The following is a 22877-nucleotide window of genomic DNA, read 5'->3' on the forward strand; positions in this document are numbered from 1 at the left end:
GAGCATTTTACCATAACAATATTGCTTATCTTAATTTAGGATAATCTGTTGGGTTGCTTTCATGCATTATTTCATATACTTTTTCAAAAATGTCTTCGGCATTAGGCTTTGAAAAATAATCGCCATCTGTTGCATAAGCAGGTCTATGTGCCTTTGCAGTTAAGGTATATGGTACACTATCTAAGTAATGATAAGCACCTTGTTTTTCAACAATTTCATTTACTAAATAGGCAGAACAGCCTCCAGGCACATCTTCATCTACTACTAAAAGTCTATTTGTTTTTTGTATACTTTTTAAAGTGTCATGATTTAAATCAAAAGGCAATAAGCTTTGCGCATCTATTACTTCTGCATCTATACCAACTTCTTTAAGTTCTTGAGCTACTTCTGTTACAATACGCAAGGTAGAACCATAAGATAATATCGTAATATCTGTACCTTCTTTAACAGTTTCTACAACACCGATTGGAGTACAAAGCTCTCCTAAATTATTTGGTATCTCTTCTTTAAGTCTGTACCCGTTTAAACTTTCTATAACAAGGCCAGGTTCATCACTTTTCATGAGTGTATTGTAAAAACCTGCTGCTTTTACCATATTTCTTGGAGTAAGAATATAAATGCCGCGTAACAAATTAATAATACCACCCATTTGTGAACCAGAATGCCAAATACCTTCTAAACGATGACCTCTAGTTCTTATAATCAAGGGTGCTTTTTGTTGTCCTACGGTTCTGTATAATAATGTTGCTAAATCATCACTAAGAGTTTGCAAACCATATAAAATATAGTCTAGGTACTGAATTTCTGCTATAGGTCTTAATCCTCGTAATGCCATTCCTATTCCTTGACCAATAATAGTAGCTTCTCTAATTCCGGTATCGGAAACTCTAAGTGCTCCATATTTAGATTGTAAACCCTCTAAACCTTGATTTACATCTCCTATTACACCACTATCCTCACCAAAAATTAAGGCTTCTGGGCGTCTAGCAAAAAGTTTGTCAAAATTTTCTTTTAAAATAACCCTGCCATCTACTTTTTCTGCATCCGTATCGTAAGTCGCTCTTATTTCTGCTACTTTAGTTGCATTATTTGGTAAATCACTATACAAATGCGAACTAAATTTTGGTTGATTTTCCGCAATAAAGTTGTCAATCCAATTGATAAGTGCAGTTTTAGAGGTAGAATTTTCACCCAAAAGATAGCGTAGTGCTTTTCTAGCTTTAGAAAGCATATCTTTTTTAATAGGCTCTTCTATAGCAATTAAATCGTTATTTATTTTTGATATAAATGCTTTGTTGGAAGAAGTACTTGCCGCATTATCTAAAATAAGTTTAAGTTCTGCCTTAGCGGTTTTATGCGGTTTTAAAAATTCTGACCAAGCTTCTTTTTTTGCAGTTCGTACAGTTTTTCGTATTTTAATTTCTAACGCATTCAATTCCTCATCTGTAGCAATTCCTATGCTAATCATCCATTCTCTAAAGCGTTTATTGCAATCATGCTCTTTTTCCCATGCTAAACGCTCCTCACTCTTGTATCGCTCATGCGATCCAGAAGTAGAATGTCCCTGAGGTTGTGTTAATTCTTTTACGTGTATTAATACGGGCACATGTTCTTCTCTGGCAATATCAGAGGCGTTTTCATATGCATGAATTAATGCAGTATAATCCCAACCATTAACTTTTAAAATTTCATAACCTTTTTCAGTATCTGTTCTTTGGAAGCCTTTTAAAATTTCAGAAATATTTTCTTTTGTTGTTTGGTATTTTGCTGGTACAGAAATTCCATAATTATCATCCCAAACACTAATAACCATTGGTACCTGTAACACACCAGCGGCATTTATAGTTTCAAAAAAGTGACCTTCACTAGTACTTGCATTCCCTATAGTTCCCCAAGCTACTTCATTTCCGTTTACAGAAAATTTAGTAGCGTCTATTCCTTTTACGTGTCTGTATATTTTTGATGCTTGTGCTAAACCTAAAAGTCTAGGCATTTGCGCAGCGGTTGGCGAAATATCTGAACTACTATTTTTTTGTGCTGTTAGATCTTTCCAACTCCCATCTTGGTTTGTACTAGGCGTCATAAAATGCCCTCCCATTTGCCTACCAGCACTCATAGGCTCTTTAGTAACATCAGTTGTGGCATATAATCCATGGAAAAAAGCTTTTGGCGTTAATTGCCCTATAGCCATCATAAATGTTTGATCTCTATAGTAGCCGCTTCTAAAATCACCATTTTTAAAAGCTCTTGCCATGGCTAGTTGGGGAAGCTCTTTTCCATCTCCAAAAATTCCAAATTTTGCCTTACCGGTAAGTACTTCTCGCCTTCCTAATAAGCTACATTCTCTACTAAGAACCGCAGTCTCATAATCTTTAAGGATTTGATCTTTAAAATCATCAAAAGAAATATCAGCACTTGTTTGTAGATTTACTTTCATCTTATTAAGATTTTTTTGCAAAAATATCAAAAGAGTTTGAATAATGCAATCAACAAAATGTTATAAATTTCAATAATATGTTAATTTTTGGATTACATAATAGTGCTTAATTATGAAATAAATAAAATAAATGCGATATTTTAAGAATAATTTAATGAATTAAAACCACCTTCTTGTAACAAGTCTTGTTAAAGTTTTAGGACTTAAGGTAACCACAAATCTGATGGTTTCTCCATAATTTGGTTGTGCTATTTCCCAACCATTGTTTGAGTATAGGGGAAAATAAAGTTCAAAATAATCCGTCACCAAATTTAATCTAATACCAGAATCATAAACAAATCTACCACTTTCTCTTTTATTTTTTATGATTCCAAGATCACCATATAACTCCACCCATCGCCATATATTTACACTGGTATTAGTGGTTGCTAAAAAGTTGTTAGTGTCTGGATTTGCAATTTGAGATTTAAAGCCACCTTCTGCAGCTATATATTGCTGACTAAAAATTCCAGCACCTTCAGAACGACCTATGTAATTAAAATCAAAAAGATAATCTGTGGGTCTGTCTAAATTAAAATTAAAAAAAGGATCTGAGGTGTTATTTGTAATAAATTTGCCTATAAAAAACCTTAAATTCAATTGCATATTATTTTGAAAAAGTTTTCTGTATTCAGCATTAAAACTAACTTTACTAAAATTGTTGGTAAGTTGCCCATCTACATTCCAAGAATAAAAGTTTACCAATCCATTCTTAAAACTACCATAACGAGCGTTTAATACACTATAATCCGGAGTTGTTTCTAAAGTAGTTAATCTAGGATCTATATTTCTTAAAACATTAATATATCTAAAACGTAAAAAGTTTCTTTTATTAGACCTTAAATCGTTTGGACGCCAAATAAAACTAACCGATGGCGTAATGGTTGTAAACCTTGAGTTTTCTGCAAAATGAAAGGTATTACCACTAAATGAATAGTTTGCAGAAAAAAGTTTTCTATTTTGATAATACTTTTGATATCTAAAGCCTCCAGAACCTACAAATGCTTTTTCTGTTAAACCATAGGAGGGTTGAAAATCAAACAAAAAAGGACGATCCAAAAAAGTTTTATTGTAAATTCTTAGCCCAGGTGTAATACCGTCATAGATATTAAAACGCGCTACAGGAACATAAAATATTTGATTGTAATAGGGATCTTCAGTATCTTTAAAAAATTGAAATTTTAACTTTTTATTACTAGAAAGAAAACCTCCTTTTACAGATTTCCAATTGTCTCGCTGATTAAATTCTGGAATTTTGCCATTATAATTTAAAACAAGCTTTTGCTCTCCATTTCTGGGAATACTAAATGTACGTGTAGTATCTATGTCCGAAAACCAATAATTAGAGATAACAGAGTCTTTTTGAACGCCAGAAAGTGAAATAGGGATATTTGTTCCGCTTTTATTTTTTATGGTAACAAATAAAGAATCTTTGGTCTTTTTTATATTTTTTATTTTAAAATCAATATTAGTATTTGCAGAGACATATTCATCAAAAAACCAGGAAATATCTTTAGTAACATTACGCTCTATGGTAGTTTGAAACTCATCAGGACCAATACTTTTTAATTTATAAGTATTGTAGAAATTTTTAATACTCTTATCTATATTTTCCTTGCCAACATAATCTGCTAAAAAGGACATCCCAGCACCAGCTTTATTTCTATTTCCAGTTTTTTGATTAAATAAAATAAGTGAGTCATTAGAGGTAGTTAATGCTTGGTTTGTATTCTTACGTGCTGCTACCATGTGCAGCAGAGGGTACTGATCTACAAATTTTAATTGTGCTAAATTAAATTTCCTGAACCCCCATATATTAGATAGTTTTCCTAATAATTTTTGATTGGGGTAATATTGCTCTACATATGAAATCATTAAATAATTTAAAACAGCATCTTTTACCCATTTTTCTTTTCTAGGATTTATAAAAATAGTTTCATCTAAATAACTAGCTAAAGCTGTTTTTAAAAATTTCATCTCAAATTGAAACTGATCATCATATGGTCTTATGAATCTAGGTAATTGATTGATTCCGTATAAAGGATCTTTTCTATAATTAAAGGTGGTTACTACTAATTCTTCATGTGGAAACGCTCCTAACTTTTCATAAATGTAATCGGCTACTTTTTCTATCGCTATTCCTCTAGAAATAACATCGTATTTTTCAACAGTAATATCACTTAGAATCACCAAATTTTTAGTAATGTGTTTGGATAAGTTAGATAAACGGGAAAGGTGAATATCACAACTTTTTCTATTCTTACCCTCTAAGGTGTATACTTGTTGATCTGTTCCATTTTCTTTGTCATGAATAAAGTAGTTTGTATGAAGAAATAATTTTTTGGGGAATGTAAATGTTACAGAAGTATTTGTAATATCTGTATACAAATCTTCAAGATTTTCATTAGAATATAAGTGCCATTCACCATCATAAACGGCTGGGGTTAAATACCAATCTTTAAGATAATATTCGCCTCTATTGTTATAGCCAAAACGAGTAAACTTATTTGGAGGTAATTTTACATCATAGGTAAAGAAAAGTTGGATACTATCATTAGGAATAAGTTTTTCACTTAAATTAACTTTAATAATATCACCAACTGAAGTATGTGTAGATGGAATGCCTACATAATTTTCATCAACAACACTCAACATTTTTGTATAGCCTCTTTCAGAATCTTTAGCTAAATGAAAATTCTTTTTAAAATCTTCTTCGAAACGTATGGCTAAAGGTGTTTTTTTATTTGAATATGCATTTGCCCAATCATTAAAATAAAGAATGTCTAAAGTATCAGTAGAGCTATTTTTATAGGTAAATGCTTGTTTTATAGTAATAGATTTAGTCTCTTTATTTAAAATGGCATTAATTTCATTACGGTGTTGCCCATATGTTTTATAAAAACAACAGAGCAGCAGCAGACCTATGCAATATTTAAAAAAAAGATTTTTTTGATTCATCAAATTAGAAGTTAGGACTATGCGTATTTCCTTTATAAAACGCATCTATAATTTCTACAACCTCTTCTTTTGTATCAACTAAATGTATTAAATCTAAATCTTGCGGACTTATTGTACCAGCAGTTAACATCGTATTTTTTATCCATTCTAACAAACCTTTCCAATAGGTAGTACCAAATAATATAATTGGGAATTTCCCTATTTTATTGGTTTGTATGAGTGTAATTGCTTCAAAAAGTTCATCTAAGGTGCCAAAACCTCCAGGCATTACCACAAAACCCTGACTATATTTTACAAACATTACTTTTCTAACAAAAAAGTAATCAAAGTCTAAACTCTTATCACTATCAATATACGGATTATCATGTTGTTCAAAAGGAAGGTCTATATTAAGTCCTACGGAAGTACCACCCGCTTTATTTGCTCCTCTATTACCGGCTTCCATAATACCAGGGCCACCGCCAGTAATGATACCATAACCTGCTTTTGCAATACTTTCTGCAACATCTACTGCAGCTTTATAATATTCTTGATTCTCTTTGGTTCTTGCAGATCCAAAAATGGATACGCATGGCCCAATTAAGCTCATTTTTTCGAATCCATTTACAAATTCTCCCATTATTTTAAATAATGCCCAAGAGTCATTTGTTTTTATCTCATTCCAACCTTTATGATGTTGTTCTTTTCTCATGCTATTTTATCTCTTATGATATATAAATGTATCACTACAATTTTATAATATCCTTTTTAAATATCTAATTCTTTTTGCAAAAATTTAGCAGTATAGCTTTTTTTGTCTTTTGCTAGCTCTTCTGGAGTTCCCTTTGCAACTACTTTTCCACCACCTTTACCACCTTCATAGCCAATATCTATAATGTAATCAGCCATTTTAATAACATCCATATTATGTTCAATAACAAGTATGGTATTACCTTTGTCTACTAATTTATCTAAAACTTCCATTAATACTCTAATATCTTCAAAATGAAGCCCTGTAGTAGGCTCGTCTAAAATATAAAAGGTATTACCCGTATCTCTTTTAGAAAGTTCAGTGGCTAATTTAATGCGTTGCGCTTCCCCTCCAGATAATGTTGTAGACTGTTGTCCTAAGGATATATAACCCAACCCAACATCTTTTATTGTTTTTAATTTCCTATAAATTTTAGGAATCAATTCAAAAAAGTCTACAGCTTCGTTTATGGTCATCTCCAAAACATCAGAAATAGATTTCCCTTTATATCTAATTTCTAACGTTTCTCTATTAAAACGTTTCCCATTACAGGTTTCACAATCTACATAAACATCGGGTAAAAAGTTCATTTCTATAACCCGTAAACCACCACCTTGACAGGTCTCGCAACGCCCACCTTTTACATTAAAGCTAAATCTACCCGGTTTATAACCTCGTATAGCAGCTTCTGGTGTTTTAGTAAATAATGATCGTATTTCTGAAAACACCCCAGTATAAGTTGCTGGATTAGAGCGCGGCGTTCTCCCAATTGGAGCCTGGTTAATGTCTATAACTTTGTCTATATGTTCTAAGCCTGTAATTTTTTTATAGGGCATTGGTTTTTTAACGCCATTAAAATAATATGCGTTCATAATAGGGTAGAGGGTCTCATTGATTAAGGTTGATTTTCCACTACCTGAAACTCCGGTAACACCTATCATTTTACCTAAAGGAATAGTTATGGAAACATTTTTTAAATTATTTCCGGTACAGCCTGTTAATGTGATGCTTTTTCCATTTCCTTTTCTCCTTTTTTTAGGAATTTCAATGGCTTTTTTGCCTGTAATATAATCTGCCGTAAGGGTATTAGCCTTTTTTAGATTTTTAGGTAAGCCTTCAGAAATAATTTCCCCACCATATTTGCCGGCTTTTGGTCCTATATCAATAACGTGATCTGCACGTTCTATCATATCACGGTCATGTTCTACTACAATAACAGAATTACCAATATCACGTAAAGATTCTAAAGATTTTATAAGTCTTTCATTATCTCGTTGGTGTAATCCTATGCTAGGTTCATCTAAAATATAAAGTACTCCTACCAATTGAGAACCAATTTGTGTTGCTAAACGAATGCGTTGTGCTTCGCCACCAGATAAAGATTTAGAACTTCTGTTTAAAGACAAATAGTCTAAACCAACATCCAATAAAAACTGAATTCGGGTACTAATTTCTTTAATAATCTCTTCTGCTATTTTAAACTGATTTCCTGATATTTTTTTGGGTAAAGCTTTAAAAAATGCGGCTAGTTCTGCAATATCTAAATGTGCTAATTCTGCAATATTTTTTTCGTTTACTTTAAAATTTAATGACTCTTTACGTAAGCGAGAACCAGAACATACGGGGCAACTTACTTTATCCATATATTCTTTTGCCCATCTTTTTATAGCTGTAGAGTCAGCTTCTTTAAATTGGTTTTTAATAAAATTGGCTATCCCTTCATAATCTATTTTATAAGTACGTTTTACACCAAGGGTTTTAGAATCTACCTCAAAACTTTCAAAACCACCATGTAGCAAAATATCCATTGCTTTTTCGGGTATTTTTTGAATAGGGTCTGTTAATTGAAATTCATAGCGTTGTGCAATTGTTTCAATTTGCTTAAAAGCCCATGATTTTTTGTAGGGACCTAAAGGCGCAATACCACCAGCTTCTATGGATTGCTTTTTATCTGGAAAAATTTTCTTTTCATTTACTACATATACATGGCCCAGTCCGCTACAATCTGGACACATCCCCTTTGGGGAGTTAAAAGAAAAGGTATTAGGTTCTGGGTTTGGATAAGAAATACCAGTAGAGGGGCACATTAAATCTCTACTAAAATAACGCGCTACTATTTCTCCTTCTTCTAACACCATTAAAACATTATCGCCACTGTACATTGCGGTATGTATGGTTTCTGATAATCTTTTATCAAATTCTTCTGTATCGGTAGCTACCTTTAAGCGATCTATTACAATTTCAATATCATGAACTTTGTAACGGTCTACTTTCATACCTTTTACAATGTCTTTTATCTCACCATCTACCCGTACTTTTACAAAACCTTGTTTTGCAATTTGCTCAAAAAGCTCTCTATAATGTCCTTTTCTAGATTTTATAACTGGTGCAAGAATATTAATTTTTTTACCTGTATAATCTGCTTTAATAAGCTCTTTTATCTTTTCATCACTATAACTCACCATTTTTTCTCCTGTATTATAACTATAAGCATCACCAGCGCGTGCGTATAAAAGGCGTAAAAAATCATAAATTTCAGTAATGGTGCCTACTGTTGACCTTGGCGATTTAGAAGTTGTTTTCTGTTCTATGGCAATTACAGGAGAAAGGCCATCAATTTTATCTACATCTGGCCGCTCTAAACCTCCTAAAAATTGTCTTGCATAAGCAGAAAATGTTTCAATATACCTACGTTGACCTTCTGCATAAATGGTATCAAAAGCTAAAGAGGACTTGCCACTACCAGATAATCCAGTAATCACAACCAATTTTTCTCTTGGTATGGTAATATCTATATTTTTTAGGTTATGAGCACGAGCTCCTTTTACCTCTATGTTTTCTTCGTAATTTATCATTTTTCTTTAAAAGCAAAGCTGTAAAAATACGGTTTTGCTATTTAATTATGAAGTTAACTTCATTTCGTTTTTGAGAATTAAAACTTAGTATTATTTTTAATCCTTTAATCGATATAATTTTTTGATATGCAACTATTAGGAATAGGGTCTAGAATAAACCATTCAGAATTTGGAAAAGGCGTCATCACCAATGTTACTTCTAAGCATTATTGGGTTACTTTTATAGAAAACGGATTGGAAACTATTGATTTAATTGATGATTTTGAAATTATTGATGCTGTTGAAGATGAAGTAGATACCATTAGTTTCTCTGAAGTAGAACAGTCTTTAATTTCTATTTTAAGAAAATGGAGCGATGCTTCTTCTGTAACTCCAATTGCTGACAAGTGGCGTGGCGGTAATTTAATAATGGAGGCTGGTGATGCTAATCTTTCTAATAAAGAAGTGCCTATACATACCTTCTTTCATAAAATAGTAATGGTAAGAGATCGGATCCGTGTGATGGAACAAAAAATAAATGCTAGTAAAAATTTAGATGATCAAGAAAAAATAGATTTGCAACAATATATTACAAGAATTTATGGTAGTCTAACCACTTTTAATGTATTATTTAAAAATAAGAGTGATCATTTTGTTGGCGAACGAACCAAATAAGAATTTGTAAGATAATAAAAGCGTTTCAAAATCCTAATTTTGAAACGCTTTTATTTTTAAATAAGGTATAGGAATATAGTTACTTTCCTTCAAAAATTCTTACTTCTTTTCCTTTACTATAATAGATATCATCAGAAACATTATCAACATCATAAATAGGCTTATTATTCGTCATCATAATTTTGTCGATTTCTTCTCCTGTTTCTTTATTTACTTTTACAAGAACTTTTTCTCCTTTTTCACCTTTAGCAAAAATTAAACTATAATTATCAGTTTCTTGCATCGCTAAAAAACGATCTTGAACAAATTGTTGACCAAATCTCCCAGCATAATATCCAGCTTCACCAATTGCCTTTGTTTTTTCTCCAAACACAGCACTGGTATTACTAGAAGTAATATTACCCTCACTATCTCTAGTGGTTACTGTAACTTCTGTTGTAGCTAAACTTCCTACTATTTGCCCTGTTATAAATGCGGTTTTTAGTAAAAGCCTACCAAATTCCCCTGGTTGTACATATTTATTATGAAAAACAACTTCACCAGCATCATTAATACCCACAACTTCATTCTCACCAGAAATAGAAACATTATTGGGGAAAATTTCTAAACTAGAAATCATTTTTTCATTTTTTAATTTAAGTTTTGCATATGGTTTAGGTTTGGCATCACTTGTTTGATTAAAACGATATAATTTTTCATCATTATAAACAATAAAATCACCACTTTTTTCATCATACTTTGCCATAGTAGGCCTTTTTTCATTAAGCTTAAGATTACCTTTCCAGATTTTTTTACCTGTTTTATAATCTACCATATTGGCATATGTAGCTGTAATATATAGTATTCTTCCATTATTTGTTTTTTCTAAAAAGAAAATAGGGTCTTCCTCATCATCACATATTTTTACATCTTTTTTCCATTCTTTGCCTCCTTCTTTATTTAACAACATCATTTCATCATCATACACGTAGAGAAAGTCTTTATCTATTGGTATTACAGATTTAATACCTTTTCCTTTAGGATCTTTTTTCCACTCTTTGGTACCAGTGTTATAATCATAAAAATTAAATCCTCTGTAATGTGCTAATAACATTTTATCTTGCCAATCTTCAAAAAGTACTAAATATTTAGTTTTTAGTGGATCTTTCCATACTTTATTTCCACTTCTTGAATCATACAAATTAATTAAGCTTTTATTATTTAAAAAACCCTTGGTTTCTACAGTTATTAGTTTTTTTCCATCATTTGAAACTCTAAAGTCTGATATTTTCTTTTCTTCTTCCTTCCATAAAAGATCACCACTTGCTTTATCTAACACATAGAACTTAGATTTTACTAGGGCATAAATTATATCATCAGAATATTCCATAACATCTCTTAAACCATTTTTCTCTACTCCAGCTAATTTAGAAGCTGCTTGTAAAAAAGCACCATAAGTAGTAGACACTGTAGTTTTCCATTCCGTTTTTTTATTTGCTAAACTATATTTAGCGATAATAAGATTTTTACCTTCTAGACCTCTTAACAAAAAAGCATTTTCATCATAAAGATATTCTGCTTGGAAAAAATTTTCTTTGCCTTCTGGAGCGTAAAGTAAATCTCCATTTACGCTGTTGTATACAAAAAGCCTATTGTCAAAAAACTTTTGGATAAATGGAGTATCTTCAATTACAGTAAACTCAAGTGGAGCTTTGGTTATTGAACCAGTTTGTAAAAAATCAGCAGCAGTGTCCAAACCTGTTTTTTTTGGTTTATTTATCGTCCAAATTGTTTCTGCATCAAGAGGACTATATCCATGAACATTATTGCCTTCAGAAATAACGGCAATACCATTAACAGGTACAATTATTAAATCGTCTACTTTATTATCAAAAGTTAATGTTTTTTGAGGTTCTCTTTGCGCATAAATTAAACTTACACATAGTGTGCATACAAATAGTAATAAATTTCGTTTCATTTAGGTGGGTTTTTTAATTATGCCTTAAACTTAATTGTAGTTACTAATAATAGAAATTTTATGTTGTGAAATGCTATATTATAGAGGTTAATACTATCATTTGGATCATAAAACTATCTTTGTTATTGAATTACAAAGCAACCATTTATAAATTTTTGTATCTAATAGTCAACTACTCAATAACAAGAAATGAGTTAGTTTAAAAAAAGAATTTAACTTAGAAAAAAGGATCGGAAGGTCTGTATTTCTATTATTATTTAAAATTACTATGAAAACACTGACTAATTTTTCACTCACCTTATTTTTAATGCTAACAGTAACTGTTTCTTTAGCTCAAGAAAAAGTGCTTCAATTAGAACATCAAGGTAGAAAAGTAACAAAAACTATAAAAGAAAATAAAAGAGTCCGTGTAAAAACAAATGCAGGTGAGAAATTTAAAGGGCGTTTTGTTATTGTAGATGCTAATACAATTGCCATAAACGGAACCTCTATTGCGCTTAGTGATATTGAAAAAATAAAAAGAGATCCTATCTTTTTAAGTACTCTTGCTACTACTGGTTTTATATACCTTGGTGCAGTTACTATAGGAGTAGGAGCCATTGTGGCTATTTTTGTAGATGGCACTTCTGCCATTCCGTTTATTGCAGGTGGTGCTGGTCTTATTACTTTAGGGATTCTAGAGCCAGGTTACCTTCCTGCTAAAAAAATGGCTAAGGGTTGGAGCTTGTCAATTCAAGAAACTCTTGTAGAGTAACTTTATTTAGATACTTATTTTGCCGATACAATATGTACTAAACTCTTGTTAATATAGGGATAGGAGAGTAGAAAGTGAAATTAAGGTGCTAAATTTTGTTGGTTTAGAATAATGTATTTGAAAGTACTATGGTTGAAAATAAAAATACCCAGTAACATTATATAATGTTACTGGGTATTTTAATGACTAACGTATTATTGTTAGTTTCTTATTTGTATTCTACTAATATTGTTTCTAGCATGAGTTATACCAGTATTTCCTGTATAGAAATTAAGATCTAATCTATTAGGCTTAGGATTAAGGAAATTATTATCAATAATTGTAGCTGAATCGGCATTCTGTGAAATAATGCCATCAGTAGCAGCTCCTTGGAACGTATTATTTCTAATTGTAACAAATCTGGTTCCGTTTGACTTTACCCTTGGAGTACAATAATCGCTAAAACTATTTAAAGCAATATAACTTGTACCGTTATTTCCACCATTAGATATAAAGTTTTGAGAAATCAGAATATTTGAAGCTTGGTGTTCCAAACTAATACTTTCGCTAAATCTTTTATTGTTAGTGCCTCTTAATGTATTACCTATAATGTTTATATTTTTACATTTGGCTAATCCAATATTATAATCTAAAGCTTTTCCAAAAGTACATCCTGTAATAAGCATCCCATTCATATCTGTAACTACTCTTTGTGCTTCAGCAGCTCTTCTTCCAAATTGCCCGCTTCGTAATCCTCCTGGGTTACAAAATCCTGGTCCAGTACCTCTTCCATTAGATCCATCATTTCCGCAATCTATAATAACTCCTACGGTTTGATTTCCTGAAAACGTACAACGATCAATTAGTATTCTTTTCATCCACCTGATTGGGTTTGCACTAAATTTTCTGTTAAAAAGAATTCCATGAGTACAATTACTAAAAGCACAATTAACAACGCTTAGTCCTCCCATTGATTTTCCTCCAGTTGGTGTATTTGCTGTTCCTATTCCATTTACAGCATTACTAATATTTACTCTTCTTACAAGAACATCTTGTTTACCATTGATATCGATAGCAAAATTACTAAAGCCCAAATTGTTTTTTGCATTTATTCCAAGGTCTTCAATACGTGTTCCATTAGCTCCTACATAAAAGATTCCGTTAGATCTACCATTCAAAGTAATTGTTGTAGTACCTCTGCTTTCTCCGCGAATAAAAACTCTTTTATTCGGAAGTACTATAGGGCTGAATATTTGGTGATTTCCTCTAGGGATGTAAACGGTACCTCCAACCGGAGTTGCATTGACAGCATTTATCAAATTTTGAGCAAAATTTCCTCCAGCTCGTACTGTTGCTTTTGTTTCACTAAGAGTTATTACTGGATCTTCAGAAACAGAAACATCCTGATCTTCGTAAGGATCTTCACATGACATTATCATAAATACTGCGGTAACCCATAAAAAAGCTTTTGTTTTTGTGTTGATTTTCATTTTGTTGTTTTTTTTGTTCTAGATTAGATTTGTTAATTATTAGATTAAGACTCGAAGTTAAAAACAAATACTGAATTAAGAATAAATTTATTTGTTAAATTAACAATTTAATTATAAAACTATTAATTTTATAACTTTAAAAATAGGAAATCAATTTATTTTGGCTAGTTAATAAGACAAAATGATAATAGCTGTTTAATTTGATAGTCGTTTTTAATGAGGTTAAGTTGTTGTACATTTAGAAAAAAGTTGTACTATTTGCTAAAAGGAAGTAAGTTGAAGTAACTAAATTTTAATTTATATACAAACCCTTAGATTGTAAAAGTAGTTTTAAAGCATAGCCTTAAGATGTATACATTGGAATATTTCTAAAAATAGATCCGAAGAACTAGTTTCGTGTGGTTACTTACCAATACAAAACCTAACTACGCTTTATTTACAGTGCTTTAAGAGAAAAAGGGCACAAATACGGGATAAAATAGGCTAGAGAGAATCAAAAAACAGATAAGTATTTAAAAGTGTATACTTATATTTTACATGCTATTTTGTTTCCAAATTTAGTACATAAGCAAAGCATATACAGCAATTACACATCTAAATTAATTTGGTAAGACGTACTACGCCCTTTGCCCAATAATTTAAAAACACCTAATTCTAATAAATTTTGTAGATCTCTAGTTGTGGTTGCTTTAGATGTTTTGGTTATTCCAATGTACTTCCTAGCAGTCATACCACCTTCAAATCCATCGATGCCTTCTTCTAGCATTCTGCGGACAGCTTTTAGTTGTCTTTCATTCAATTTTGATTGGTAGCTATCAAAAAGTTTCGTTTTTTTCAATGTAAAATCAATAGTTGCTTCCGATGTGTCTAAAGCATTTAAGATTACATCCATAAAATAATGAAGCCAAGGCGTTATTTTATTGCTCATTTGTCCTTTCTCTAAGGCTTGATAGTATTGTTTCTTTTCCTTTTCAATACGCGTAGAAAGACTAATGAGTAACGGGCTATCTATGGTTTGTAAGAGTGCTTTTTCTGCAATAGCTCTTCCTATTCTTCCATTACCATCTTCAAATGGATGAATGCTTTCAAAGTATAGATGTGCTATTGCAGATCGAATAACTGCATGCTTTATTCGCAGCTTTCCTGTTGAAGCAGTATCGTTAAACCAATTTATAAATTGCTTTATTTCCTTGGGTACATCGGCTGAGGCTGGTGCTTCAAAATGAATTTTCTCTTTTCCCATAGCTCCAGAAATAACTTGCATGGGTTCTGTATGTGTTCGCCAAGCGCCAACTTTTAGCTGTTTTTCGTGTTGCAGTAACTGCTTATGCCATTCGAATAAGGTTTCTTTTGTAAGAGGCGCTCTAAAACTATTTTGCACACTTGTAACCAATGCGCCTATACCTTCGGCTCTACTATCTTTTACTTTTTCGTAAGAAGTGTTGATATTCAGGTTATTCCGAACAGAAGATATCACATCTTTTCTACTGAGGTACTCTCCTTCTATTTCTGAAGTTTTTATGGCTTCAGATACTAAAATATCTATTGTTGTCTGGATATGAGATGCTTTAGAAAGTCCTTTAGTAATTCCTTGAACTCTACCTACTTTTTTTTCAAAAGCATACAGTTTATCCTCTAACTCACCCTCGTTATACGTAAATTTTGTCCAATCTTTTTGTTGCCAATTGTATTTCATGAGCCAATTAAAGCGTTTATTCGGCTCAAATATAAGTAAAATATGAGTTGATTGTTAGTTTTAATCGGCTTAGGTTTTAAAATAGATTTCTAAAATATTGATGCGATTTGGTAAAATGGTTTTATTTCTAGGATAGTATTATTTGATTCGATCAAAGGTAATTTTATCCTAAAGGTTTTATAGCTTCTTAATATCAGACATGCGTAAGCCAGTAATTAGCTTTATAGCATCATTATCATGACCCAATTCTTTGAGTTTTTTACCAATCGCTATTCTATCCTCTTTAACGACTCTTTCTTTCTTGGTCTTAATTTTCCACTCTCGTAGCTCTTCTTTTGTTTCTCTACCAGCTCGTACCTACCATTTTTAGCTCATATACTTTTTAATGCATGAGGTAGTGGGCTTATTACTTAGAAGGTTTTAGAACAGGTTATTTTCCAATACAAAAATTCGCAAAAATATTCCCTAAAAGCTCATCATTGGTGACTTGCCCTGTAATTTCTCCTAAATGGTATAGCGCTTCGCGGATATCGATAGCCATTAAATCACTAGAAAGTTCATCTTCCATGCCTATTTGTACTTTTTCGATCTCTTCTAATGCTTTTAATAGTGAATTGTAATGTCTGGTATTGGTGACGATAGTTTCATTATTCAGTAGGGCACCTGTATTTACAAATGCTAAAAGCTTGTTTTGTAGTTCGGTTATCCCTTCTGTATGCTTGGCAGATACGAGTAGGGCAGTAGGGAGTGTTTCTTTAATGCTTGTTAAGTTTTCTTCTCTTAGGGTATCTTTTTTATTAATAATAACCAAAAGTTGTTTTAAAGGATATTTATTTTTTACTTTTTGTATTTCAACTTTTAATTTTTCAATACCATTTTCATCAGTAAATAGTGATGCACCATCTACCAGATAGAGAACTACCTCGGCTTTGTCTATTTTCTCAAAAGTACGTTGTATGCCCAAGCCTTCTATAACATCTTTGGTTTCGCGTATTCCCGCGGTATCTATAAACCGGAACCCAATACCGCCTATAGAAATTTCATCTTCTATCGTATCTCTTGTAGTACCTGCAATATCTGATACTATGGCGCGCTCTTCATTTAATAGGGCATTGAGTAAAGTAGATTTCCCTACATTAGGCTCACCAACAATGGCGACAGGAATTCCGTTTTTTATCACATTACCCACCGCAAAAGAATCAATTAGGCGTTTTAATACCAATTGGATGCGTTGTAATAAGTCTGTAAACTGATTTCTATTGGCAAATTCTACATCTTCTTCTGCAAAATCTAATTCCAGTTCAATTAGGGAAGCAAAGTTTAATAATTCTTCTCTTAGTTTTTTAATTTCACCACTAAAACCACCACGCATTTGTTGAATGGCTATTTGGTGGCTTGCTTCATTATCACTTGCAATGAGATCAGCAACAGCTTCTGCCTGACTTAAATCTATTTTTCCATTTAAAAAAGCACGTAGTGTAAACTCCCCTGCATTAGCAGTACGGAAGCCATTTCTTAGAAATAACTGTATCACTTGCTGTTGGATATAGGAAGACCCATGACAAGAAATTTCTACCACATCCTCTCCTGTATAGGAGTTAGGGCCTTTAAAAACAGAAACTAAAACTTCGTCTAGGACTTTTTCGTTATCTATAATATGACCTAAATGTATGGTATGGCTTTTCTGTTTTTTTAAATCTTTTTCTCTAATCGATCTAAAAAATGGAGCAACTGAAGCAATTGCATTTGCTCCTGAGATGCGTATAACACCAATTGCACCAGCACCAGATGGGGTTGCTAAAGCAATAATAAGATCGTTAGGAATCATGATACATTCGTATTTTGTGCAAAAATAGTGATTTGTTTGGAGTACTTTTAAGAAAGTATTATTACCGAAAATATAAATACTAATTTCTCAAATTAAACTTTGACAAAGAATCTTTGTAACATTTTACTAGCTCTTACGTCATATTATTAAATATCAAACCTGTTTTGGTAAAATCATCAATCAATAAAAATCAATCATCATGCAAAGAGAAAACAAACAACTTTTAGTACTTACCCATTTAAGTCAATTATTAGATATTATAACTGGTTTTGGAGGTTTTATAGTACCACTAATTCTATGGTTAAGTCAAAAAGATACTATAATAAACATGGATGAAAATGGAAAGGCTATTCTTAATTTTAGAATAAGCATGTTTATCTATTTTATAATAAGTATTCCTTTAATATTATTATTTGGTCTGGGTTTACTGGGTTTTCTAGTTATAGGAGTTTTAATGTTTATATATCCTATTATTAATGCATTGCGTGTAAATAATGATGAGCGTCCTTATTACCCCTTGAGTATTAAATTTTTATAAATTACTATAGCTTAAATTATGATATACTCTTTAATAATGGTATAAAATTAAAATCCCAATTCAAAATAATTTTGAATTGGGATTTTTCTCTATGTGGTTGATTATATACGTATTAATTGTTGTTTAACATTACGGGCATTACAAGCATAGTAACGTTTTCTCCTTCATCTAAACCATCAATTGGGGTTAAGATTCCTGCGCGGTTGGGTAAACTCATTTCTAAAGAAATATCATCTGAATTTAAGTTATTCAACATTTCTAATAAGAAACGAGAATTAAAACCAATTTGCATATCATCGCCTTGATAAGAACATGTTAATCGTTCTTCGGCTTTATTGCTATAATCTACATCTTCGGCAGAAATATTTAATTCTGCTCCAGCAATTTTAAGTCTAATCTGATGTGTTGTTTTATTAGAGAAAATAGAAACTCTACGCACAGAACTTAGTAATTGATTTCTAGAAATAGAAAGCACATTGGGGTTTTCTTTTGGAATTACTGCTTCGTAATTAGGATACTTACCATCTATAAGCCTACAAATAAGCTCCGTATTCTCAAAAATAAACTTTGCATTACTCTCATTATATTCAATTGTAACATCAGATTCGCTCCCTGCTAAAATACCTTTTAAAAGATTTAAAGGCTTTTTGGGCATAATAAATTCTGCTACTTGCGATGCTGTAATATCTGTACGTTGGTATTTTACTAATTTATGTGCATCTGTAGCAACAAATGTTAAGTTTTCTGGAGAGAATTGGAAAAATATTCCACTCATTACGGGTCTTAAATCGTCATTACCAGCAGCAAATATGGTTTTGTTAATAGCAGTTGCCAATATATCGCCAATAATTGTAGTAGCGCTAGGATTAGATAGTTCTACAGCTTTTGGGAATTCTGCTCCATCAGCATAAGCTAAGGCATATTTACCATGATTAGAGCTAATTTCTACCGTATGATTGTCTTCTACCACAAAAGTTAAGGGTTGCTCCGGAAATGTTTTTAAAGTTTCTAAAAGAATTTTTGCTGGTACGGCAATAACACCTTCACTCTCAGAATCTACATTTAAAACTGAACTCATTGTAGTTTCTAAATCTGATGCAGAAACGGTAAGTTGGTTTTGTTTAAGATCAAAAAGAAAATTATCTAAAATAGGTAATGTATTACTATTACTGATCACACCTCCTAAAATCTGCAATTGCTTTAGTAAATATGAGCTAGAAACTATAAATTTCATTCGTTATATGTTTTGTTATCGTTATCGTAATATTTTAATAAAAATCTTGTTATTACAAGAATAACAAAGGTATTTTAAAAGTCTTTTTTTTAGAAACAAACTTATCAACAGCTAAACTAAACAATAAGCCAATAAAAAGTGCATTATTTTCTGTTTAATTTTAATACAACTTGCAGTAAAACAATTACTTGTTCTATTTTTTAAATCTACATTAAAATTACAGTAGTAAAATAATGTTTATAAGTTCTCTGTCGCATTCCTTAATGTAGTGTGCTAATATTGTTATTATAAAAAATGAATTGTAATCGTATCTCTATAATCAAGACCTAATAAGGTAGAAGCACCACCTACAGTATTTAGATCACTTTTATAGATAGACAATTCTATGTATTCGGAGGAGTTAAATAAGGCTAAAAGATCTCCAGCTCCTTTTCGTTTTTCTTTCTCTAAATTAAAATTAATAATATCACTGTATTTATGGTGTATTTGCGTAATTTTTTTATTTCTAGCACTTAGTTCAAAAGGTCTTCCGTTGCGGTAGGCTTCAAATTGTTTTTTATGAATGTTTGTAATTACATTCCCAAAATTATCAATATAAATTACACTGCCTACTATACCATCTCCATTGTCCATTATTCTAGGGGAAAATTCTCGAATATCTTTTAATGCTTCAAAAGTTTTACCTACTACTTCTAAAGTACCTCCACGGGCTATATGACATGCTACTTTTACAAATACATCTAAAACAGGAAAAGAGCCATTTTCTGGATTTGGAATAGTAATTTCAACTACTTTTTCGGGTTTTACTTCAGAGGTGATAAATGAAATAACCCCATTATTTGCAGAAACAAAATAATGCCCATCTATTAAAGCAGCTATATGCTGATTTTCTGGAGTAGGTTCTGCATCTACTCCTATGATATGAATAGTGCCTTTTGGAAAACTTTTATAAGCATTTTTTAAGATGTAAGCACATTCAGGAATATTAAACGGACTTATTTCATTAGAAATATCAACAATTTTAACTTCTGCAGTTTCTTTGTAAATAGCCCCTTTTATTGCGCCTACAAAATGGTCTTTATGTCCAAAATCAGTAGTTAATGTAATGATTGCCATGTAGGACTGTTAATATGTTTTTTATTTAAAGAAAGCTATTTTACTTAAGTTTGTTAAACAAAATTACATAAAAAAATAAGCAAGAAAAATTTATATTGCAAAGACATCTTTAAAACCCACAATTCTTTGAAAGAACTGATAATAGAACTTACAGAAATAAGTCCAAGAGATTTTTTTGGACATCAGAATGAAAACATAGATTTTATAAAGAAACATTTTCCGAAACTTAAAATAGTTGCCAGAGGCAGTAAAATAAAAGTGTATGGCGATGATACTCTTTTGGAAGAATTTGATAGGCGTTTTACAATGCTTACCAATCATTTTTCTAAATACAATAAGCTAGATGAAAATAGTATAGAACGCTTGTTGATGAGCACTAGTAAAGACGATTTTACATCTTCTGAGAGTAGTGGTGAGGTATTGGTGCATGGAGTTAGTGGGAGATTGATAAAAGCACAGACTGTAAACCAACGTAAATTGGTAGATGCCGCTAAGAAAAATGATATGGTTTTTGCTATTGGCCCTGCTGGTACTGGAAAAACGTATACAGGCGTAGCATTAGCAGTACAGGCTTTAAAAGAAAAAAGAGTTCGAAAAATTATTTTAACCAGACCTGCAGTAGAGGCAGGAGAAAATTTAGGTTTTTTACCTGGCGATCTTAAAGAAAAATTAGATCCGTATATGCAACCGCTTTACGATGCATTACGCGATATGATTTCACCAGAAAAACTAACAATGCTTATCGAAAATGGGACCATACAAATAGCGCCTATGGCATTTATGCGAGGTAGAACCTTAGACAATGCCTTTGTTATTTTAGATGAAGCACAGAATACTACGCATGCACAGATGAAAATGTTTCTAACACGGATGGGAAAAAATGCACAGTTTTTAATTACGGGAGATCCTGGACAAATAGATTTGCCAAGAAGAACTACCTCTGGTTTAAAAGAAGCTTTGTTGGTTTTAAAAAATGTAGAAGGGATTTCTGTAGTGTATTTGGATGATAAAGATGTTATCCGTCATAAATTAGTAAAGAAAGTAATTGCTGCATATAAAAGTATAGAACATCAAAATTAAAAATTGCTTTTTTAAATCATTTTAGCTTTTAGCTAAACTTTAGAATATATAAATTTCGATTATCATATAAAATAGTACAGAATATACATAGCATGAGTAACACAATAATAGATACTAATTTTAATTTCCCAACACAAAAAAGTGTTTATAAAGGTAAGGTTAGAGAAGTATATCGTTTAGATGAAGATATCTTGGTGATGGTAGCAACGGATAGGCTTTCTGCTTTTGATGTGGTGATGCCTAAAGGAATACCATATAAAGGGCAAATTTTAAACCAGATTGCTACTAAAATGATGGCGGAAACTGAAGATATTGTTCCCAATTGGTTGCTTGCAACGCCAGATGCCAATGTTGCTGTTGGGCATGCCTGTGAACCGTTTATGGTAGAAATGGTGATTAGAGGCTATATGTCTGGACATGCTGCAAGAGAGTATAAAGCTGGTAAGCGAACTTTGTGCGGTGTTGCTATGCCAGAGGGAATGAAAGAGAATGATAAATTTCCGGAACCTATTATCACTCCAGCTACAAAAGCAGAAATGGGCGATCATGATGAAGATATTTCCAGAGCGGATATTCTTAGAAAAGGAATTGTTTCTGAAGAAGATTATATAATTCTAGAAAATTATACGAGAGCTTTATTTAAAAGGGGAACAGAAATAGCTGCTAAAAGAGGGCTTATTTTAGTGGATACCAAGTATGAATTTGGTAAAACCAAAACTGGTAAGATTGTTTTAATTGACGAAATACATACTCCAGATTCCTCCCGTTATTTTTATGCAGATGGTTACGAAGAAAGACAAAAAAGGGGAGAAGCTCAAAAACAATTATCTAAAGAATTTGTGCGTCAATGGTTAATTTCTAATAATTTTCAAGGTTTAGAAGGGCAAACTGTGCCTGATATGACGGATGACTATATTAATAGCGTATCTGAACGCTATATAGAATTGTATGAGAATATTACAGGAGAAACTTTTGTAAAGGCAGCTATTAATAATATTCAAGAACGCATAAAAAAAAATGTTTTAGCCTATTTAGAAAGCTAAAACATTCTCTAACTACCACAAGTTTAAGTTTAGTATATATAAGTTGTATTGTCTGATGTAGCTTTAGCAGCGCTATTTGCTATTTCAGCTGTTTGTTCTGTATGATTTCCTATTACATTATAATAGATAATTGCTGAAACTACAAAAGCAATTAAATACAAAAGACTTTTTATTTTTTGCGTAATACTCATACTGAGGTAATTGTTTGTTTGACATTATAAATATACTAATAAAATCGATAAAAAGCGCATTTTAACGTTATTTTATGCATTTTATCGATGATTTGATGTTTTGAATACATTTGAAATTTTATTCATACACCTCAACTTTTAGAAATTTGTACAACATACCTTAAAATAATAAACCAGAATTTACCCCCGTTTTTTTAGTAGTCATTGTTGAATATCTTGTATACCCTAAGAGTAAATCTTTTATATTGTTTTGGTGTGAATATAAAATACAAAAAGCCTTCCGATAATGGAAGGCTCT

16 protein-coding genes are annotated in these 22877 nt (G+C 31.6%); 5 read left to right on the plus strand and 11 right to left on the minus strand.

The annotated features are described in order from the left end of the window. Positions 1-25 precede the first annotated feature (25 nt). The 4 genes from ACZ451_RS14705 to uvrA form a co-directional block, all read right to left on the minus strand. Entirely contained in the window at positions 26-2437 is a 2412-nt protein-coding gene (locus tag ACZ451_RS14705; protein ID WP_464213709.1) for an alpha-ketoacid dehydrogenase subunit alpha/beta, read from the minus strand. 159 nt (positions 2438-2596) lie between these two features. Further along, positions 2597-5434 (minus strand): gluzincin family metallopeptidase, encoded by a 2838-nt coding sequence (locus ACZ451_RS14710; protein WP_464213710.1) that lies wholly within the window; start codon positions 5432-5434, stop codon positions 2597-2599. A gap of 4 nt (positions 5435-5438) precedes the next feature. Then, the gene (locus ACZ451_RS14715) at positions 5439-6125 is read right to left on the minus strand and encodes an LOG family protein (RefSeq protein WP_464213711.1); all 687 of its coding nucleotides are present in this window, start codon (positions 6123-6125) and stop codon (positions 5439-5441) included. A 56-nt stretch (positions 6126-6181) separates the two neighbouring features. After that, positions 6182-9019 (minus strand): excinuclease ABC subunit UvrA, encoded by a 2838-nt coding sequence (gene uvrA / locus ACZ451_RS14720; protein ID WP_464213713.1) that lies wholly within the window; start codon positions 9017-9019, stop codon positions 6182-6184. Between the two features lie 126 nt (positions 9020-9145). Here uvrA and ACZ451_RS14725 point away from each other — a divergent pair, with 126 nt between their 5' ends. Continuing rightward, positions 9146-9673 (plus strand): hypothetical protein, encoded by a 528-nt coding sequence (locus ACZ451_RS14725; RefSeq protein ID WP_464213715.1) that lies wholly within the window; start codon positions 9146-9148, stop codon positions 9671-9673. Positions 9674-9752: 79 nt separating this feature from the next. Here ACZ451_RS14725 and ACZ451_RS14730 read toward each other — a convergent pair whose 3' ends face one another. Then, complete coding sequence (locus ACZ451_RS14730) at positions 9753-11630, minus strand: outer membrane protein assembly factor BamB family protein (RefSeq protein ID WP_464213717.1); 1878 nt, start codon at positions 11628-11630, stop codon at positions 9753-9755. A gap of 268 nt (positions 11631-11898) precedes the next feature. Between ACZ451_RS14730 and ACZ451_RS14735 the strand changes: the two genes are divergently transcribed. Further along, entirely contained in the window at positions 11899-12384 is a 486-nt protein-coding gene (locus ACZ451_RS14735; RefSeq protein ID WP_464213719.1) for a hypothetical protein, read from the plus strand. A 200-nt stretch (positions 12385-12584) separates the two neighbouring features. On the opposite strand, the gene ACZ451_RS14740 is transcribed toward ACZ451_RS14735, so the two are convergent. From ACZ451_RS14740 to mnmE, 3 genes are all read right to left on the minus strand, one after another. After that, positions 12585-13853, minus strand: a complete 1269-nt coding sequence (locus tag ACZ451_RS14740; RefSeq protein ID WP_464213721.1) for a pectate lyase family protein — start codon at positions 13851-13853, stop codon at positions 12585-12587. Between the two features lie 586 nt (positions 13854-14439). Next, positions 14440-15549 (minus strand): Fic family protein, encoded by a 1110-nt coding sequence (locus tag ACZ451_RS14745; RefSeq protein WP_464213723.1) that lies wholly within the window; start codon positions 15547-15549, stop codon positions 14440-14442. Between the two features lie 430 nt (positions 15550-15979). Continuing rightward, positions 15980-17377, minus strand: coding sequence for a tRNA uridine-5-carboxymethylaminomethyl(34) synthesis GTPase MnmE (gene mnmE / locus ACZ451_RS14750; protein WP_464213725.1), 1398 nt, complete (start codon positions 17375-17377; stop codon positions 15980-15982). Between the two features lie 199 nt (positions 17378-17576). Between mnmE and ACZ451_RS14755 the strand changes: the two genes are divergently transcribed. Further along, a complete protein-coding gene (locus tag ACZ451_RS14755; protein ID WP_464213727.1) occupies positions 17577-17915 on the plus strand; it encodes a DUF4870 domain-containing protein in 339 nt (112 codons plus the stop codon). A gap of 112 nt (positions 17916-18027) precedes the next feature. Here ACZ451_RS14755 and dnaN read toward each other — a convergent pair whose 3' ends face one another. Further along, entirely contained in the window at positions 18028-19149 is a 1122-nt protein-coding gene (dnaN, locus tag ACZ451_RS14760; RefSeq protein ID WP_464213729.1) for a DNA polymerase III subunit beta, read from the minus strand. Positions 19150-19434: 285 nt separating this feature from the next. After that, a complete protein-coding gene (locus tag ACZ451_RS14765) occupies positions 19435-20265 on the minus strand; it encodes an SAM hydrolase/SAM-dependent halogenase family protein (RefSeq protein WP_464213731.1) in 831 nt (276 codons plus the stop codon). A gap of 126 nt (positions 20266-20391) precedes the next feature. Between ACZ451_RS14765 and ACZ451_RS14770 the strand changes: the two genes are divergently transcribed. Then, the gene (locus ACZ451_RS14770) at positions 20392-21345 is read left to right on the plus strand and encodes a PhoH family protein (RefSeq protein WP_464213733.1); all 954 of its coding nucleotides are present in this window, start codon (positions 20392-20394) and stop codon (positions 21343-21345) included. A 92-nt stretch (positions 21346-21437) separates the two neighbouring features. Then, on the plus strand, positions 21438-22388 hold the full coding sequence (locus ACZ451_RS14775) for a phosphoribosylaminoimidazolesuccinocarboxamide synthase (RefSeq protein ID WP_464213735.1): 951 nt from the start codon (positions 21438-21440) through the stop codon (positions 22386-22388). A 29-nt stretch (positions 22389-22417) separates the two neighbouring features. Here ACZ451_RS14775 and ACZ451_RS14780 read toward each other — a convergent pair whose 3' ends face one another. Continuing rightward, positions 22418-22579, minus strand: coding sequence for a hypothetical protein (locus ACZ451_RS14780; protein ID WP_464213737.1), 162 nt, complete (start codon positions 22577-22579; stop codon positions 22418-22420). Positions 22580-22877 lie beyond the last annotated feature (298 nt).

It is taken from the genome of Allocellulophaga tsushimaensis, from assembly GCF_055383085.1.